Annotated in this window: 2 protein-coding genes (1 of these 2 only partly in view); both read right to left on the bottom strand. The window is 66.1% G+C overall.

Features of this window, described 5'->3' with window-relative positions; translation table 11 throughout:
• Window positions 1-6,532, bottom strand: partial view of a non-ribosomal peptide synthase/polyketide synthase gene (locus tag F5544_RS08935; RefSeq protein WP_167479077.1) — the 5' portion only. 13,949 nt of this gene lie to the left of the window's left edge; 6,532 of the gene's 20,481 nt are visible here — the first part of the coding sequence; the start codon lies at window positions 6,530-6,532; its stop codon lies beyond the left edge, outside the window.
• Complete coding sequence (locus tag F5544_RS47020) at window positions 6,532-21,576, bottom strand: non-ribosomal peptide synthetase (protein WP_167472751.1); 15,045 nt, start codon at window positions 21,574-21,576, stop codon at window positions 6,532-6,534. The genes F5544_RS08935 and F5544_RS47020 overlap by 1 nt, the downstream gene beginning before the upstream one ends.

Raw genomic sequence — 21,576 nt, 5'->3', positions numbered from 1 at the left:
CGATCTCCGCGCGAGACAGCAACCGTCCCACGTCGATCGACCCGACCGGCGCGACCTCCAGCCCGGGGCCGCGTTCGTCGTCGACCAGTCGCGACCGCAATATGTCATGCCGATCGATCACCGCCGTCAGGGTGGCCACCAGGCCCGCCCGATCGATGCCGACGGGCAGATCGAGCACCATCGTCTGATTGAAATCGTCGAATCCGCCGCCCAATTCGCGTACGAATCGCGCGACCGGCAGCAACGGCTGCCAGCCCACCCCGCCGCCCGGCAGTTCATCCAGTTCCGCCTGTGCGTGTTCGACGGCTACGGCCGCCAATGCCGCCACCGTCCGACATTCGAAAACCGCACGGGGACTTACCTCGACGCCCGACGCGCGGGCCCGCGAAACCAACTGGATCGAGCGAATGCTGTCCCCACCCAACTCGAAGAAGTTGTCGTCGACGCCCACTCGGGTCAACCCGAGCACCTCTGCGAATACCGTTGCGAGAACTCGCTCGGGGCGGGTACGCGGCGCTCGATACCGCATCGAGGAGGTGAACTCCGGCTCCGGCAGCGCGGCCCGGTCGAGTTTTCCGTTGGCCGTCAACGGCATCGAATCGAGCAGCAGCACCACCGCGGGCACCATGAACTCCGGCAAACGCTCGGCCGCGAACCCGCGCACGTCGGCGGCGTCGACCGCTTCGCCGACCGCTGTCACGTAGCCGATGAGTTGCTTTGCACCAGAACCGGTTCCGCGCGCGACGACTACCGCTTGGGAGACCGACGGATGTTGTGCGAGCACGCATTCCACCTCGCCCGGTTCGACCCGGAACCCGCGGATCTTCACCTGGTCGTCGCTGCGGCCGACGAATTCCAACTGCCCGTCGGCATTCCACCGCACCACATCGCCCGTGCGATACAACCGGCCACCGCACCGATCGAACGGATCCGCGACGAAGCGCGACGCGGTGAATCCGGCCCCGCCCCGATAGCCGCGCGCCAATTGCGCACCGGCCACATACAATTCGCCCGCGACGCCCACCGGTACCGGCCGCAACCACGAGTCGAGCACGAACACACGGGTATTGAGCACCGGACCACCGATCGGCACCGCACCGGCGGCATCCGCCCCCACTGCGCGGTCGGTCACGAATACCGTTGTCTCGGTGGGCCCGTAGATATTCGTCACCTGGATATCGGGGTATTTCGCGGTCAATCGCCGGACCACATCGGCCGACAGCTCGGCGCCACCGGCCAGAACCCGCGTCACCGTCCGCAACGGGTGGTCCGGCACCGACTCGACGTGATCCACCAGAGCCGACAGCAATGGCGGAGTGACGAATATCTTCGTCACCGACCACGTCTCGACCAACCGCGTGATCTCGACCGGATCGGAGCGCTGCGCGTCCGAGACGACCAGACCGGCGCCATCGCACAGGGCGGGCCAGATCTCATATGTCGAGGCGTCGAACGCGACCGAGGAGTGCACCAGCACGCGATCGTCCCGCCCCGTCGACCGCACCTGAGCGACCAGGTTCGCCAGGTTACGGTGAGTGACGCCAACACCTTTCGGCACGCCGGTGGAGCCCGAGGTATACATCACGTACGCCAGGTTGTGCGGACGCGCCGCGACGCCCCGCTGCGCGACGGTCCGGTCCGCGGCGTCGAGCGAGTCCAGGTGAAGGTGCGGTATTTCGTTGTCGGGCAGTATCTTCGCAGTGGCGGAGTCGGATATCACCACGACCGGCGCGGCATCGGCAAGCATGAAGGCCAAACGATCCGATGGGTACACCGGATCGATCGGCAGATACGCACCACCGGCCTTCGAAACCGCGAGCAGCGCGACGATCAAATCCACCGATCGCGGCAGTGCGACCGCGACAATGGTTTCCGGACCGACCCCGCGCGAAATCAACACTTGCGCAAGCAGACCCGACAGGCGATCGAACTCCCGATACGACACGGTGGCGTCACCGCAGCACACCGCCACCGCATCCGGTGTCCGAACGGCTTGCGCCTCGAACAACTCCGGCACGGTGGCATCGGAGACGTCCGCCGCGGTGTCGTTCCACCGGCGCAGCACCAGTTCCCGTTCCTCACCCCCGAGCACATCGACCGCGCCGACCGGCGCGTCCGGATCGGCCACCACCTGTCGCAGCAGGCTGACGAATCGCGCCGCCATCGTCTCGACCGTCGAGCGGTCGAACAGATCCGTCGCGAATTCGACCAAACCGCTCCACGCGCGACCCGCCGGGGCATCGGCGATATTGAAGAACAGATCGAACCGCGCGGTCGCCGTTGTCGCGGGATGGGATTCGACTCGCACACCGGGCAATTCGAGCTTCGGCAGCGTGTTGTTCTGGAACGCCAGCGACACCTGGAACAACGGGTGATGCGCCGCCGAGCGAACCGGATTCAGCAACTCCACCAGCAATTCGAACGGAACGTCTTGATTCTCGTAGGCCGCCAACGCTTTTGCCCTGACCTGCTCCAGAATCTCGGTGAACGACGCCGACGGATCGACCTCCGTCCGCAACACCCACGTGTTCACGAAGAACCCGACCAGATCGGCGAGCGCGTCATCGGTGCGACCCGCGATCGGCGAACCGATCGGAATATCCTCCCCCGCACCGAGTTTGAGCAGCAGTACGGCCAGCGCCGCCTGCAATGCCATCGACGCCGTGGCACCGGAGCCGGCCGCCATTCGCTCCACCGCGGCGCGGGTTTCGAGATCGATGTCGAAGCCGACGACATCGCCGCGGTAGCTCGCCGATTTCGGCCGCGGCCGATCGGTGGGCAAGCGCAATTGTTCCGGTACGCCGTCGAGTTCGCGCCGCCAGTACTCGAACTGCCGCGACAACACGCTGTCCGGATCGGTGGACGACCCGAGTAAATCCGCTTGCCACAGCGTGTAATCCGCATACTGGACCGGCAGCGGATCCCACCCCGGCGAAGCGCCCGCGAGCCGCACCGCATACGCGACCGACAGGTCTCGCAGCAGCACCGCCGCCGACCACCCGTCACCGGCGATATGGTGAATCAGCAGGACCAACACGCACTCGTCGGTGCTATAGCGAAAGACGCTGGCCCGTAACGGAATTTCCGACGACAGATCGAACCGATACCGCACCGCCTCGGCTACCGCCGCAGCCAGCTCGGCCGCATCGACACCGGTCACCGTCACCGGCACCGCGATATCCTCGGCATCCAACACCCGCTGCACGGGCGCACCGTCGACCTCCCGGAAAACCGTCCGCAGGCTCTCGTGCCGGGCGACCACATCGCCGAGCGCCGCCGCGAGCGCCGCCGCATCGAGCGCGCCCGTCAATCTGGCGGTCACCGGCATGTTGTAGGTGGCGGACGGCCCTTCCATCCAGTGGATGAACCACAACCGCCGCTGCGCGAACGACACCGGAACCTCTTGCGGCCGTTGCCGAGCCAGCAGCGCCGGACGCATCCGCTCGCCCGTATCCATCCTGCGCGCCAGTTGCGCGACCGTCGGGGCATCGAAGACCGTCCGGATCGGGACCTCGACCCCGAGTACCGCCCGAATCCGGCTCACCAGACGGGTGGCCAGCAGCGAATGACCGCCCAGCGCGAAGAATCCGTCGTCGACGCCGACGCGGTCGCGGCCGAGCACCTCGGCGAACAATTCGGCCAGCATTTGTTCGCGAACACTGCCCGGCGCCCGGTACGCCACCGACGACCTGAGCTCCGGGATGGGCAGCGCCGACCGATCCACTTTCCCGTTGGCGGTCAAGGGAATCGAGTCGAGCACCAGCACGGCCGCGGGCACCATGAAGTCCGGCAGCCGTTCGGCCACGAAACCCCGCACCTCGGCACCGTCGATGTCATCGGCGACCACATATCCCACCAACTGCTTGTCACCGCTGTCGGTCTCGCGCGCGACCACCACCGACCGGGCTACCGAAGGGTGCTGTGCCAGAGCGCTTTCCACCTCACCCGGCTCGACCCGGAAACCACGGATCTTCACCTGATCGTCGACCCGGCCGACGAACTCCAGCACCCCGGTGCGATTCCAGCGCACCACATCGCCGGTGCGGTACAACCGGCCACCGGAGGAATCGAAGGGATCGGCAATGAACCTTGCCGCGGTCAGCCCGGCTCGGCCCCGGTAGCCCCGCGCCAATTGCGCACCGGCGACGTACAACTCGCCCGGTACGCCGACAGGTACCGGAGCCAATGCCGAATCCAGCACGTACACCCGGGTATTGGCCACCGGAACGCCGATCGGCACCGCACCGACCACTCCTTCGGGCACGGTCATCGAGGTCACATCGACGGTCGCCTCCGTCGGACCGTAGAGATTGTCGATCCGCAGACCCGGGCGCAGCGCACGCCACGCGTGCACCAGCTCGGCGGTGAGCGTGTCCGCACCGGTGTGCACCTCGGTCAAGCTCCCAAATGTGTGCTCAGGCAGCGTCTTGGCATGGTCGGCCAGCACCGCGAGCAGCGGCGGTGTCGCGAAGATCTTCGTCACCGACCGGGCCGCGACCAGCCGCGCGATCTCCACCGGATCCGAACGCAGCTCACCCGCGATCACCAATGTCGCACCGCCGCACAGGGCGGGCCAGATCTCATACGTCGAAGCATCGAACGCCACCGACGAATGCACCATGACCCGGTCTCCAGAGCCCGCCGACCACGCCTGAGCGACCAGGTTCACCACGTTGCGGTGGGTGATGGCAACACCTTTCGGCACACCGGTCGAACCAGAGGTATAGATCAGGTACGCCAGATTCGCCGGCCGTACCGTAACGAAGCCGTCGAGCTCGGCGTCATCCGGCGGCGTATCGAGATAGAGATGCGGTATCGCGTTGCCGGGCAGTACCTTCGCGGTGGCCGCATCGGTCACGACAACTACCGGCGCGGCATCGGCGAGTACGAATGCCAACCGATCCGACGGGTACGCCGGGTCGATCGGCAGATACGCGCCACCGGCCTTCAAGACCGCGAGGAATGCGACGACCAACTCCACCGACCGCGAAAGCGCCACCGCGACAATCTGATCCGGGACCACGCCGCGCGAGATCAGGCTGCCCGCGAGCCGATCCGCCCGAAGATCGAGTTCCCGGTAGGTGAGCGCGGAATCGCCGCAGACCACGGCGTCAGCATCCGGGGTGCGCGAGACCTGCGCCCGGAACAACTCGAGCACCGTGGTGTCCGGGACATCGACGGCGGTCTCGTTCCATCGGTGCAGGACGAGTTCGCGTTCAGCGCCGTCGAGCACATCGATCGACCCAACCGAGCAGCCGGGATCCGAAATCACCAGCCGCAGTATGGCTGTCAGCCGCGCCACCATCGCCTCGACCGTGGCGCGGTCGAACAGATCCGTCGCGTATTCGGCGTGGATATCCCACCCGGCCGCGGCATCGACGATATTGAACACCAGATCGAATCGCGACGTCGTCGCGGCGAGCGGATAGGGTTCGAATACCACCCCGGGCAATTCCAGGGTGGGCCCAGCATTGTTCTGGAAGCTGAGCAGCACCTGGAACAGCGGATGATGTGCCGAGGAACGGACCGGATTCAGCAGCTCCACCAGCAATTCGAACGGAACATCCTGATTCTCGTACGCGGCCAACGCTTTCGCCCTGACCTCACGCAGCAGTTCGGTGAACGATGTCCCGGGTACCACGATCGCGCGCAGCACCCACGTGTTGACGAAGAATCCGACCAGATCGGCCAAGCCCTCATCGGTGCGTCCGGCGATTGGTGAACCGATCGGAATATCCTCGCCCGCACCGAGTTTGAACAAAAGCACGGCCAACGCCGCCTGCATAGCCATCGATGCCGAAACACCTTCGCGGGCGGCCAGACGTTCAACACCGGCCCGGATATCCGGATCGATACCGGCGACGACCACATCACCGCGATAGCTCGCCAACCGTGGGCGAGGTCGATCGGTCGGCAACGGCAGCTGCTCGGGCACGCCCGCGAGCTCACGCCGCCAATACTCGAACTGTTGGGACAGCAGGCTTTCCGGGTCGGTCGACGCGCCGAGCAATTCCCGTTGCCACAGCGTGTAATCGATATATTGCACCGGCAGCGGCGCCCAGTCCGGCGCGTGCCGCTGCCTGCGCGCCGCGTACGCCGTCGACAGATCCCGCAGCAGCGGCGCCATCGACCAGCCGTCACCGGCGATGTGGTGGATCAGCAGCAGTACAACGCATTCGGCCGCGCCGCACCGTATTACCGTGACGCGAATCGGGATCTCGGTGGACAGTTCGAACGGATGCCCAGCCGCATCGGCGATCGCCGCGTCCACCTCGGCGGCGGGCAGGTCGGCGATCGTGATCGGCACCTCGACGTCGTCGAGCACCTGTTGCGTTGGTACACCGTCGATTTCGACGAATATCGTGCGCAGGCTCTCATGCCTCGCGACCACGTCACCGATCGCGGCGGCGAAGGCCGATTCGTCGAATTCGCCGCGCAGCCGGACCGCGACCGGCATGTTGTACGCGGCGGACGGTCCGTCGAGCCGATAGATGAACCACAACCGGCGCTGTGCGTAGGAAAGCGGAATCATCACAGACCAACCTCTCGGCTCATCTTGCGCAGAGCTGGTCGCCGCGCGGGGGCCAGCTGTGGCCATCGTTGTGCGAGTTGGGCGACGGTCGGCGCGTCGAAGATGATGCGCACCGGCACCTCGACGCGCAGTACGTCGCGGATCCGGCTGGCCAGGCGGGTGGCCAACAGCGAATGGCCGCCGAGCGCGAAGAAGCTGTCGTCGACGCCCACCCGGTCACGCCCGAGGATTTCGGCGAACAGTTCGGCGAGCACCCGTTCCCGTTCGCTACTCGGCGCGCGATATTCCGCCCCAGCGGCGAACTCCGGATCGGGCAGCGCCGCGCGATCGAGCTTCCCGTTCGCGGTCAACGGCACCGATTCGAGCACCATCACCACGGCGGGAACCATGAACTCCGGCAATCGCTCGGCCGCGAACCGGCGCACATCGGCGGGTAGGAGCGTGTCCTGCGGATTGTTGGCGTATGCGGCCGGATCTCCCGAAATTGCCTGCGGTGCGTACACATCGGTGAGCGGCCGGTCCTGGGCCGCCGCGACGTCGATGAAGACCGCCTCCATCCGGCCTGGCTCCTCAGACCAGGTGACCGCGGTGGCGTATCCGAATCGCCGACCGAGCACATACAGATCCTCGGGCAGCAGACCCGCACTCGCGCGCTCGGGCACCGCGTCGAGCACGCCTTCGAAACCCGCTGCGAGGGAATCGTTTTGCCGACTTTCAACGGCCCTACCGGACCGTATGCGCTCGGTGGCCGCTATTTCACCGAGCAGCCCCGCATGCGGGATGCCGACAACCCGAATTCCGTCGGGGTGTCGGGTACGCAGCAGCTCGCACAGCCAATCATGCTCGCGGAATTCGGCTTTCGGCACATCACCCACCGACAGCGGGTGCACCGGTGCCTTGCGCAGCACGACGTCGTAGCGGTAGCGGCTCAGCTCGTTGACCGAGTATCCACGCTTCAACTCGATATCGACGGCATCGAAACCACCGACGCCGAGGAAGTACTCCGGTGCGACCAACAGTTCGCGCTCGGCGAAGAGGCTGCGGCGCACCCGATCCCGGACCGCGCCGGGATCATCGCCGCCGTTTCGGGTGATCTGCACCGCGGTGACGAATTCCTCGAGCAGCGCGAGATTGCGGACATCGCCGACGAATACCGCGCCACCGGGGGCCAGCACGCGGTGCACCTGCTCGAGGACCCGGCGCAGGTAGGCCTCCCCGGGGAAGTACTGCACGACCGAATTCAGCACCACGGTGTCGAAACGACCTTCCGGCAGTCCATCCGGATCGTCGGCCGCTTGGACGCTGGTGACTACGCGGTCGACCCATTCCGCGTCGAGTCCCGCCAGATGTTCCTGGAGCGTGCGGATGGTGGCGGCGGAAAAGTCTGTCGCCCAATACTCTTCGCAGTCGGGGGCCAGCTGCGAAAGCAGCAGACCCGAGCCGACGCCGATCTCCAGCACCCGCCCCGGCCGCAGCGCGCGGATCCGCTCGACCGTCGCCATCCGCCATTCGCGCATCTGCGCCAGCGGTATCGGGGCGCCGGTGTAGCTGCTGTTCCAGCCGCCGAAATCCGAGCCGAATCCGGACCCGTTGCCGTTGCCGTTTCGTTTCCCGTTCCCGCCGTACAGATCCTCGTACACGCGGCGCCACTGCCCCACCAGTTCGTCCTCGCCGGCCACGGGACCGGACCGGTCGGCGACCACGTAGGCGATCAACTGTTTGCCGCCCGTATCGGTCTCCCGCGCGACAACCACTGCCCGCGAGACCGAAGGATGTTGGGCCAGAGCGCTTTCCACCTCACCGGGCTCGACCCGGAAGCCACGGATCTTCAGCTGATCGTCGACCCGGCCGACGAACTCCAACAGTCCCGATGCGGTCCACCGCACCACATCCCCGGTCCGATACAGTCGGCCGCCGCCGTCCGCATCGAACGGATCTGCCACGAATCGGGCCGCGGTCAGCCCTGCCCGGCCGTGATAGCCTCGCGCCAATTGCGCACCCGCGACATACAATTCGCCGGGCACACCCACCGGCGTCGGCGTCAGCCCCGAATCCAGCACGTACACTCGCACATTGCCGAGCGGACGGCCGATCGGTACCGCGCCGCCGATGTCCGGCAGCGCGTCGTAATCGGTGACGCACGCCGTCGTCTCGGTGGGGCCGTATCCGTTCATCACCTGGGCGTCCGGGTATTTCGAGTTCAGCCTGTGCACCACATCCGCCGTCAGCTCGGCGCCGCCGACGATGATCCGTCCCAGCGTCCGCAGCGGTGCGCCCGGCACGGATTCGGCGTGGTCGAGCAGCGCCGACAACATCGGCGGTGTCGCGAACATCTTTGTGACCGAGCGGGTTTCGATCAATCGCGTGATCTCCGCCAGATCCGAGCGGCGCTCGGCCGCCACCACCAGGGTCGCCCCGCCGCACAGGGCGGGCCAGATCTCGTACGTGGAGGCGTCGAACGCCACCGAGGAATGCGCGAGTACCCGATCCTCGGGACGGACGGTCCACGCCCCGGATACCAGGTTCACGACGTTGCGGTGGGTGATACCAACGCCTTTCGGCACGCCGGTCGATCCGGATGTATAGATCACGTAGGCCAGATTCGACGGGCGTACCGCACCGAGCCGGTGGCCCCGCACACCATTGGTATTCGGTGCGTCGAGATGAATTCGCGGTGTCTCGGTGTCGGGCAGGAGTTTCGCGGTGGCGGAGTCGGTCACCATGACCACCGGCGCGGCATCGGTGAGCACGAACGCCAAGCGATCCGACGGGTACGCCGGGTCGATAGGCAGATACGCGCCACCGGCCTTCAGCACCGCGAGCAGCGCGACGATCAGTTCGGCCGAGCGCGGCAACGCCACCGCGACAATGGTGTCCGGACCGGCCCCGCGCGAAACCAACACCCGCGCGAGCTGTTCCGCTTGGGTATCGAGCTCCCGATACGACATGTGCGTGTCGCCGCAGACGACCGCGAACGCGTCCGGGGCACGAAGGACCCGCGCCTGGAACAATTCGGTGACGGTGGTGTCGGCGACGTCGGCGATCGTGTCGTTCCACCGGCGCAGCACCGATTCCCGTTCCTCGGAACCGAGAACGTCGATGACGCCCACCGGAGTGCCGGACTCGGACCCGATCGACCGCAATATCCGAACGAACCGGGCCGCCATCGCCTCGACCGTCGGGCGGTCGAACAATTCGGTCGCGTATTCGACCAGCCCGCTCCACGCGCGACCCGCCGGGGCGTCGGCGATATTGAAGAACAGGTCGAACCGCGCGGTCGCGGTGAATGCGGGATGCGGTTCGATCCGAACGCCGGACAGCTCCAACACCGGCAGCGTGTTGTTCTGGAATGCCAGCGATACCTGGAACAACGGATGATGCGCCGCCGAGCGAACCGGATTCAGCAACTCCACCAGCAATTCGAACGGGACATCCTGATTCTCGTAGGCCGCCAACGCCTTTGCCCTGACCTGGCTCAGGATCTCGCCGAATGTTGCCGAGGCGGTCGGCGCGGCCCGCAGCACCCAGGTATTGACGAAGAACCCGACCAGATCGCTCAATGCCTCATCGGTGCGGCCCGCGATCGGCGATCCGATCGGAATGTCCTCGCCCGCACCGAGTTTGAACAGCAGCACCGCCAACGCCGATTGCAGCACCATCGATACCGTCGCGCCCTCGCGAACCGCCAGTCTTTCCACCGCATTACGAATCTCGGCATCGATCTCGAACAGCACCATGTCACCGCGATAACTGGCGACACGTGGACGCGGCCTATCCGTCGGCAACCGCAACTGCTCCGGCAACCCGTCGAGCTCACCCCGCCAATACTCGAACTGCCGCGAAAGCACGCTGTCCGCGTCCGTGGCGGACCCCAGCAGATCCTGTTGCCACAGCGTGTAATCCGCGTACTGCACCGGCAGCGGCTCCCACCCCGGCGCTCGATGCGCGAGGCGCGCCGCATACGCCGTTGTCAGGTCGCGCAGCAGCGGCGTCATCGACCAACCGTCACCGGCGATGTGATGGATCAGGACGACCAGCACGCATTCCTCGCGCCCCGTGCGAAAAACATTGGCGCGGATGGGCAGTTCCGACGATAGATCGAATCGGTACCGCACCGATTCGGTCACCGCCGCATCCAGCTCGGCGGCGTCGACGCCGGTCACCGTCATCGGCACCTCGACGCCGTCGGCCGCCAGCACCCGCTGCGCGGGCGTGCCGTCCGCCTCGACGAAGATCGTGCGCAAACTCTCGTGCCGCGCAACGACATCGCCGACCGCGGCCGCGAACGCCGATGTATCGAACGCACCGGTCAACCGGACCGCCAAGGCGATGTTGTACGTGGCCGACGGTCCCTCCAACCGATGGATGAACCACAGCCGCCGCTGCGCGAACGACAGCGGGACCACCTCCGGCCGCGGCCGCGCCGACAACATCGGACGCACCTGCACACCCGAATCCAGTCGACTCGCCAATTGGGCGACCGTCGGAGCGTCGAAGACCGTGCGAATCGGCACCTCTACCCCGAGCACCGCCCGAATCCGGCTGGCCAGCCGGGTCGCCAACAGCGAATGACCGCCCAGCGCAAAGAAACTGTCGTCGACCCCGACCCGATCCAGCCCGAGAATTTCGGCGAACAACTCCGCGAGCATCTGCTCCTGAATCGTGCTCGGCGCCCGATATTCCGCTCCGGAGCCGAATTCCGGATCCGGCAGAGCCTCGCGATCGAGCTTCCCGTTCGCGGTCAACGGCAGCGAATCGAGCACCATCACCACCGCGGGCACCATGAACTCCGGCAACCGGTCACTCACCCACCTGCGCACCTCCGCCGCCAGCAGGCCGGACTGCGGATTATTGGCATGCGGTATCGGATTATCAACCGCCACAGGCACATACACGTCCGTCAGTGGTCGGTCGCCGACAGTCGCGGTATCCAGGAAGACCGCATCCATCCGACCCGGCTCCGCGGACCACGTCACCGCGACGGTGTAACCGAGCCGCCGCCCGAGCTCGTGCAGATCCTCGGGCAGCACACCCACCTGCTCGGCGTCGGGATCGAGCACCCCTTCGAAACCGGTATCGTCGATCAGCCCGGCATGCGGGATACCGGTTACCCGGATGCCGTCGGGGTGTCGTTCGTGCAGCAACCCGACAAGCCGATCGTCGTCGCGGAACTCGGCTTTCGGCACATCGGCAACCGATACCGCGTCGGCCGGGGTGGCGCGCAGCACGACATCGTAGCGATATCGGGTCAACTCGTTGACCGCACGCCCGCGCTTGAGCTCGATATCGACTGCATCGAAACCCGGTGCCGTACAACATATGTCGACGAAGAATTCGGGGGTCAGCAGCAATTCCTGCTCGGCGGCGATATCCCGGCGCACCCGGTCGGCGAGCGATGCCGGATCGTCATCGCCGTGCCGCGCGATCTGCACCGCCGTCGCGAATTCCGGCAGCAGCGCGAAATTCCGGACGTCGCCGATGAAGACCGCGCCGCCGGGCGCAAGCACGCGCGACACCTGTTCGAGCACCTTGCGCAGATATGCCGCCCCCGGGAAATACTGGACCACCGAGTTCAGCACCACGGTGTCGAAGTAGCTCTCCGGCAGTCCGGCGGTGTCGTCGGCGGTCCGGACGCTGAGCGAGACCCGACCGGCCCAGTCCGTGCCGATCTCGCGCAGCCGATGGTCGAGCGCCGCGATGGTGGCGGCGGAAAAGTCCGTCGCCCAATACTCTTCGCACTCCGGGGCCAACCGGGCCAGCAGCAACCCCGACCCGACACCGATCTCGAGTACCCGCCGAGGACGCAGCCCGCGGATGCGGTCGACGGTCGCGGACTGCCATTCGCGCATCTGCTCCACCGGGATGGCCGAACCGGTGTAGCTGCTGTTCCAGCCGCCGAAATCCGCGCCGAACTCGGGCTCGGACCGAGTCGTTTCCGGCTCGGCGGCACCGGAGTACAGGTCGTCGTACACCCGGCGCCACTGGCCGACCAGTTCGTCCTCGCCGACAGCGGGTCCGGCCGTATCGGCGACCACATAGCCGATCAGCTGTTTGCCGCCGTTATCGGTATCGCGTGCGATCACCACGGCCTGAGAGACCGAAGGATGTTGGGCGAGTGCGCTTTCCACCTCACCCGGCTCTACCCGGAAACCGCGGATCTTCACCTGGTCATCGATCCGTCCGACGAACTCCAACTGCCCGTCGGGATTCCAACGCACCACATCGCCGGTGCGATACATCCGGCCACCGGACCGATCGAACGGATCGGCGACGAATCTGGCCGCCGTCAATCCGGCCCGGCCCCGATAGCCGCGCGCCAATTGCGCACCGGCCACATACAGTTCGCCGGGTATGCCCACGGGGACCGGTACCAATCCCGAATCCAGCACGAACACCCGGGTATTGGCCACCGGACCACCGATCGGGGCCGCCGGACCGTGGATTACCTCCGGTACCACCGACGACGTCACATTCACCGTCGCCTCGGTGGGGCCGTACAGGTTGTCGATCCGGACATCCGCGCACTTGCTTCGCAGGGCGCGGGCCAGTCCCGCCGTCAGCGTATCGGCGCCCGTATTCACCTGCGCCAGACTCCGGAAACAGTTGCCGGGCAGCGTTTCGGCGCGCTCGAGCAAAGCGGACAGCAGCGGCGGCGTCGCGAACATCTTCGTCACCGACCGGTGCTCGATGAGCCGGGTGAGCTCCGCCGGATCCGCGCGCCGCTCCCGCGCGACCACGGCTGTCGCGCCGCCGCAAAGGGCAGGCCAGATCTCATAGGTCGAGGCATCGAACGCGACCGAGGACTGCACGAGCACCCGATCCCCCGGACCGGCCGCCCAGGCCTGCGCGATCAGGTTCACCACGTTGCGATGGGTGATCCCAACACCTTTCGGCACACCGGTGGAGCCCGACGTGTAGATCAGGTACGCCAGATTCTCCGGCCGCGGGGTCGCGGCAGGGACGAGCTCGGCTCGACCTCGCGCCTCGTCGACGTACAGCAGCGGTATCACGTTGTGCGGCAGATGTTTTCCGGTATCGCGATCGGTGAGGACGACCAACGGGTCCGCGTCGGTGAGGATGAACGCCAACCGGTCCGACGGATACGCCGGATCGATCGGCAGATACGCGCCGCCCGCCCGCACCACCGCGAGCAGTGCCACGAGCAGCTCCGCGGATCTGGGCAGCGCGACGGCGACGATCCGATCCGGGCCGACGCCATGGGAAATCAGGGCGCCCGCCAGCTGGGTGGCGCGAGCATCGAGCTCCCGATAGGTCAACGAAACGTCACCGCACACCACGGCGACCGCGTCCGGAGTCGCGGCGATTCGCGCGTCCATCAGCCCGAGCAGGGTGGTGTCCTGGACCGGGAGCGTGGTTTCGTTCCACCGCCGCAATACCAGCTGCCGTTCCGCGTCCCCGAGGATATCCACCGACCCCACCGGCAGATTCGGCTCCGACACGATCAGCCGCAGCAGCCGCACCAGTCGCCGCGTCATCGATTCGACCGTGCTCCGGTCGAACAGCTCGGTCGCGTATTCGACGAAGCCGTTCCACCCGTAACCCGCCGGGGCGTCGGCGATATTGAAGAACAGATCGAAGCGCGATGTCGCGGTCGTGGCCGGATAGGGTTCGATCCGCACACCCGAAAGATCCAGGGCCGGAAGGGTGTTGTTCTGGAACGCCAGCGACACCTGGAACAGCGGATGGTGCGCGGCCGACCGGGCCGGGTTCAGCAACTCCACCAGCAATTCGAACGGAACGTCCTGATTCTCGTACGCGGCCAACGCCTTAGCCCGGACCTGCTCCAGAATTTCGGTGAACGATGCCGACGGTACGACCTCCGTCCGCAATACCCAGGTGTTGACGAAGAAGCCGACCAACTCGCTCAATGCCTCATCGGTACGACCCGCGATCGGCGAGCCGATCGGAATGTCCTCCCCCGCACCGAGTTTGAAGAGCAACACCGCCAGCGCCGATTGCAACACCATCGACACCGTCGCACCCGAGCGGGCAGCCAACCGCTCCACGCCGGTGCGGGTTTCGCGATCGATATCGAACAGCACCATGTCACCGCGATAACTGGCCACCCGAGGGCGCGGCCGATCCGTCGGCAACCGCAACTGCTCCGGCACCCCGTCCAGCTCACGTTGCCAATACGCGAACTGCCGCGACAGCACACTGTCCGTATCGCTCAACTCCCCCAGCAACTCTCGCTGCCACAGCGTGTAATCCACGTACTGCACCGGCAAGGGCGCCCAGCCAGGTGCGTGCCCCGCGAGACGCGCACCGTAAGCCACCGACAGATCACGCAGCAGCGGCGTCAGCGACCAGCCGTCACCGGCGATGTGGTGCATCAGCAGCACCAGCACGGATTCTTCGTCGCCACAGCGAAAGACGGTGGCGCGTATGGGTATTTCCGAGGACAGATCGAATCCGTAACGCGCCGCGGCGGTCACGGCCTCGGCCAGCCCGGTAGCGTCGGTCTCGGACACCGTCATCGGCGGCTCGACGTCATCGGCGTTCAGAACCCGTTGCGACGGAACGCCATCGGCGTCGACGAAGATCGTGCGCAGGCTCTCGTGCCGGGCGATGACATCGCCGATCGCGGCACGCAACGCCGCCGCGTCCACACCGTGCAGGCGGACCGCCAACGCCATGTTGTAGGTGGCGGAGCGGCCTTCCAACCGATGGATGAACCACAGCCGCCGCTGCGCGAACGACAGCGGGACCACCTCCGGCCGCACCCGCGCCGACAGCATCGGACGCACCTGCACGCCCACGTCCAACCGGTCGGCCAGTTTGGCCACCGTCGGAGCGTCGAAGATCGTCCGGATGGGCACCTCGACTCCGAGCACCGCCCGGATCCGGCTGGCCAGACGAGTCGCCAGCAGCGAATGACCGCCCAGCGCAAAGAAACTGTCGTCGACACCGACCCGATCGAGTTCCAGGATTTCGGCGAACAACTCGGCAAGTATTTGTTCCTGGATGGTGCTCGGCGCCCGGTATTCCGCTCCCGAAGCGAATTCCGGATCCGGCAGCGCCTCGCGATCGAGTTTCCCGTTCGCGGTCAACGGCAGCGAATCGAGCACCATCACCACCGCGGGCACCATGAACTCGGGCAACCGCTCGGCCGCGAACCGGCGTACCTCGCGGCCGTCGAGCCGTTTCGCGCCGATGTGCCCGCTCGTTCCGGCCCGGTCACCGGCCACATAGCCGACCAGCCGGGTACCGCCGTCGCCTCCGGCGTCGCGCGCGACCACCACCGCCTGCGAGACCGAAGGATGCTGTGTCAGAACGGCTTCCACCTCACCGGGCTCCACCCGGAAGCCACGGATCTTCACCTGGTCGTCGACACGTCCGACGAACTCCAACTGCCCGTCGGGATTCCAACGCACCACATCACCGGTGCGGTACAGGCGGCCACCGGACCGATCGAACGGATCGGCGACGAACCGTGCCGCGGTCGATCCGGCCCGGCCGTGATACCCCCGCGCCACCTGCGCACCGGCGATATAGAGCTCGCCGGGCACACCGACCGGCACCGGCTGCAGCCCCGAATCCAGAACGAAGGCACGAACATTGGCCAACGCCGAGCCGATCGGCACCGGACCGTCCGCCGTTATGCCATCGGCCGCGAACATGGTGGCGAATACGGTGGTTTCCGTCGGACCGTAACCGTTCGCAACGGTTTTCAGCCGACGAGCCACTGCCGAGGTGAGTTCGGCTCCGCCCGCGATCACCTGGGTCAGGCTCCGGAATGGATTGCCGGGTGACGCCGCCACTTGATCGAGCAGTATCGATAGCAATGCCGGTGTCGAGAACATCTTGGTCACCGACCGCTTCGCGACCAATCGAATGATCTCCGCCGGATCCGAGCGCTGTTCCGCCGCCAAAACCACCGCGCCGCCGTGCGTCAGCGCGGGCCAGATCTCATAGGTCGACGCGTCGAAGGCGATCGAGGAATGGACGAGCACCCGCTCGCCGGGACCGGCCGACCAGTCCTGGGAGACCAGATTCAGCACGTTGCCGTGCGTGATGCCGACGCCCTTCGGCACACCGGTCGATCCGGAGGTGTAGATCACGTACGCCAGATTCTGCGGTCGCACGATCCGATTCACATCGGCCTGGTCCGGGATCTCGGCGGTGTCGAGCTCCAGCCGCGGTATTCCCGTGTCGGGCAGGATTTTCCCGGTGGCGGAATCGGTCACGACGATCACCGGCGCGGCATCGGTGAGAATGAATGCCAACCGATCCGACGGGTATGCCGGATCGATCGGCAGATACGCGCCACCGGCCTTCAGCACCGCGAGCAGCGCGACGATCAGCTCCGCCGAGCGCGGCAACGCCACCGCGACAACGCGGTCGGGGCCCACGCCACGCGAAATCAGCACCCGTGCAAGCCGATCCGCTCGACTATCGAGTTCTCCGTAGGTCACCTCCGTATCGCCGCAGAATACGGCGACCCCGGTCGGCGTTCGTGCGGCCTGGGCCCGGAACAGTTCGGTGACGGTGGCGCCCGCGACTGCGGCGGCCGTCTCGTTCCACCGCCACAGCACCACCTCACGTTCCTCGGCGCCGAGCACATCGATCGTCCCCACCGCAGTGCCCGGACCCGACACCGACTGTCTGAGGATCCGCACCAGCCGCGCCGATATGCCCTCGACCGTCGGCCGATCGAACAGGTCGGTGGCGTATTCGACGAATCCGTCCCATCCACCGTTCGCGCTGTCGCCGATATTGACCGTCAGATCGAATCGCGATGTGGCGCCCGCCGGCGGCAGCGGCTCGACCTCGACTCCGGGCAGTTCCAGCGTGGCCAGGGTGTTGTCCTGGAAGCTCAGCAGGACCTGGAACAGCGGATGGTGTGCCGCCGAGCGCGCCGGATTCAGCAGCTCGACCAGCAATTCGAACGGCGCGTCCTGATTCTCGTACGCGGCCAACGCCTTTGCCCTGACCTGCGCGAGGATCTCGCGGAAAGTCGCTGCCGGAGCGACAGTTGTCCGCAGCACCCAGGTGTTCACGAAGAAACCGACCAAGTCGTTCAGTGCCTCATCGGTACGACCCGCGATCGGCGATCCGATCGGAATATCCTCCCCAGCACCGAGTTTGAACAGCAACACCGCTAAAGCCGATTGCAGCACCATGGATACGGTCGCACCCTCGCGAACCGCCAACCGCTCCACCGCATTACGAATCTCGGCATCGATCTCGAACAACACCATGTCACCGCGATAGCTGGCGACACGAGGACGCGGCCGATCCGTCGGCAACCGCAACTGCTCCGGCAACCCGTCGAGCTCACTGCGCCAATACTCGAACTGTTCGCGGACAAGGCTTTCCGGATCGTCGGATGACCCGAGCAGATCCTGTTGCCACAGCGTGTAATCCACGTACTGCACCGGCAACGGCTCCCACTCCGGCGCACGGTCGTCCAGGCGCGACGCATAGGCCACCGAAAGATCGCGCAAGAGCGTTGCCGCCGACCAACCGTCACCGGCGATGTGATGCAGCAGCAGTACCAGCACGGATTCGCCGACACCGCACCGGAATACGGCCGCCCGGATCGGAATCTGGGTGGACAGGTCGAATCGGTACCGCTTCGCCTCCGAAACCGCCTCGGCTATTTCGGCCGCAGCCACCTCGGCGATATCGACCGGCACGTCGACGCCGTCGGCATCGAGTACCCGCTGCGCCGGAACGCCATCGACCTCGACGAAGACCGTCCGCAAACTTTCGTGCCGCGCAACGACATCGGCGACCGCGGCCTCGAACGCCGACGCGTCGAACGCGCCGGTCAACCGCGCGACCACCGGGATGTTGTAGGTGGCGGAAGGTCCTTCCAGCCGATTGATGAACCACAACCGGCGCTGCGCGAACGACAGCGGAATAACCTCCGGACGCGGCCCGCTCAACAGTTTCGGGCGCACCCGTACACCGGAATCCAACCTGAGCGCCAATTGGGCGACCGTCGGCGCGTCGAAGACCGTCCGGATCGGCACCTCGACCCCGAGTTCCGCCCGAATCCGGCTGATCAGCCGGGTGGCGGACAGCGAATGGCCACCCAACTCGAAGAAATTGTCGTCGACGCCGATCCGGTCGTGCCCGAGTACCTCACCGAACAGCTCCGCGAGTACGCGTTCCCCGGTGTTGCCCGGCGCCCGATATCGCGCCGAGGACACCAATTCCGGATCCGGCAGCGCCCGGCGATCCAATTTCCCGTTCGGCGTCAACGGTATCGACTCGATAACCATCACCACCGCGGGCACCATGAACTCCGGCAATCGGCCGGCGGCGAAACGACGCACCGCGCCGCCGTCGACCGGGCCGCTGCCATCGGTGACGATATAACCGATCAACCGCTTATCGCCATCGGCGCCGTCGCGGGCCACCACCACCGCATGCGATACCGAGGGATACTGGGCAAGCGCGCTTTCCACTTCGCCGGGTTCGATACGAAAACCGCGAATCTTCACCTGGTCGTCGGCCCGGCCGACGAACTCCAACACCCCGGCGCTGTTCCAGCGCACCACATCGCCGGTGCGGTACAGCCGCCCACCGGATCCGAATGGATCGGCGACGAATCGGGCCGCCGTCATCCCGGCCCGTCCGTAATACCCCCGCGCCAACTGCGCACCCGCGACATACAACTCACCGGCGACACCGACCGGCACCGGCGCCAGATCCGAATCCAATACGTAAACCCGCATATTCCCGAGCGGGCGCCCGATCGGGCTGTCACCTTGGGTGCCGGATGACGCCGACAGTTCCAGCTTCGTCACATGCACCGTGGTCTCGGTGATCCCATACATATTCACCAGCGCGGGTCCGTCGCCGCGATCGCCGGAATACCAGGGGCGCAGATGCGTGTCCTGCAACGCCTCTCCGCCGAATATCACCATGCGCAAGGCCGAATCGGTGTCGCCGCGGACCGATCGGGCCTCGGCCAGTGCGCGAAATGCGGACGGGGTCTGATTGAGAATCGTCACCCTCCGGTCGACAACCAGATCCCACAATTGCGCCGGTGTGCGCACCACATCCCACGGCACGACGACGACCCGGCCACCGTGCAGCAGCGCACCCCAGATCTCCCACACCGAAAAGTCGAATGCCTGGGAATGGCACCAGGCCCAAACGTCGTCGGCGCCGAATTCGCACCACCGGGCGGTGCTCTGGAAAAGCGACACCACATTGCGGTGGGTGACGGCGACACCTTTCGGCGTGCCGGTGGAGCCGGAGGTGTAGATCAGATAGGCGAGGTTGCCCGGCAGCGGATCGATCGGCGCACCCGCACGCTCCGCGGCGGACTCCTCGACGAGCAGGTGCGGAATCCGGGTGTCCGGCAGGGTTTTCGACGTGGCGGCATCGGTCAGGATCGCGACGGGTGCGGCATCATCGAGAATGAATACCAACCGGTCCATAGGATAGGACGGATCGATCGGCAGGTACGCGCCGCCGGCCTTCAGCACCGCGAGTATGGCGACTATCAGCTCCACCGACCTCGGCAATGCCACCGCCACAACGCAATCCGGGCGCACGCCCGATGCGGACAAGGTTCGCGCGACACTGTCCGCCCAGCTGTCCAGCCGCCGGTACGACACCTCAACCGCACCGGACACCACCGCCACCGCCTCCGGCGTCCGGCGCACCCGATCCTCGAACAGCCCGACCAATGTCGCGTCCGGATCGATCGGCACCGCCGTGTCGTTCCAGGTCTGCACCACCAGACGGCGATCGGCGCCGAGGATGTCCACCGTCCCTATCGGCGCGCCCGGGTCGGAAATCGCCTGCCGCAGATAACGGGATATCGAACCGAGATAGCCGCGTAGGTCGTCCTCGGAATACAGCTCGGAATCGCCCTCGATCCGCAGATAACCGCCACGGGCCGATTGCTTTTCGTAGTAGAACAGTATCGATAGGTCGCCGCGATTACCCGCCGAGTAGACCTGGAGCTCAGCCGTCCCGCCCGGCATTCGCAGCGCGCCGAAGAAGGACATGACGTTGATGACCGGACCGAGGGAGCTCCCGTCGGGACCGGGTATTCCCATATCCCGCCGGATATCCGACATCCCGTACCGGAAGTGGTCCCTGTCGCTCGCGATGCTCGCACCGATCCGGCCCGCCAACGCGCCGAGCGAGAGGTCCCGGCCCGAATTGATCAGCAGCGGAACAGTATCCGAAAGTTGACACGGCGTATTACCGACGATACCGCCTCGATTCGATACCGGTATCTGGACGCAGAATTCGTCTCGCGACGCATAGCGCCGCACCGCCGCCGCTGCGACGGACATCAACAGATAGGGCAGTTTGACACCGGCGGATCGCGCCGATTCGGACAATTCGTCGAGTTCCGCCCGCGAAAGGTCTCGTGTGCAACCGATTCGGCCCGGCCGCGCGCCGCCGTTCGCGCTACCGGGAAGTCTGAGCGGTTCGATTACCGCCGGTATTCGGCCGCGCCAGTATTCCCGATCGACGGCCCGCCGGTCGCGGCGATACGAAAGGTCGCTGTCGACGATATCGTCGATGTGCACGAATTCCGATGGCCCGATGGGAATTCCGGTCGTCAGCGCGCCGTACACATCGAGAACGCGTTGAGCCCAGGCCGCGACGCCGACACCGTCCATGATGATGTGGTGAAAACACATCGCCAGGAAGTAGTGATTGCCACCGAGTTCCAGCAGTGCGACCCGTAGCAGCGGATCACATTCCAGATCGAAGCCCGATTCCCGTTCCCTGGACATATATTCGAATGCCGCGGATACCGGATCCGGCACCCGGGTGAGGTCCAGCGACACCGGCGACCAATCGCTGATATCGCGCTGGATCTGCATCGGTCCGTCGGCACCACGGACGAAGTTCACGGCGAGTGCCTCGGATTCGGCGAATGCCCGCCGCAGCGCGGTGACGAAAAGTCGCTGTTCCAGTTCGGCGTGAATGTCGATGTAGATAAGACAGTTGTTGGGAACATCCGACAGCTCGTGTGCCAGCCACAGCTCATGCTGAATCGAAGTGAGACTGCGCAGGCGCGATTTGTTACCGGATTGCAT

It is taken from the genome of Nocardia arthritidis (genome assembly GCF_011801145.1).
GTDB classification, from domain to species: Bacteria; Actinomycetota; Actinomycetes; order Mycobacteriales; family Mycobacteriaceae; genus Nocardia; species Nocardia arthritidis_A.
Note: the sequence above shows the minus strand (reverse complement) of the source record. Positions and strands in the feature narration are given on the sequence as shown.

Bases quoted from the DNA above. Each gene is read 5' to 3' on its own strand.
- F5544_RS47020 (WP_167472751.1), bottom strand. From the start codon at position 21,576: ATGCAATCCGGTAACAAATCGCGCCTGCGCAGTCTCACTTCGATTCAG.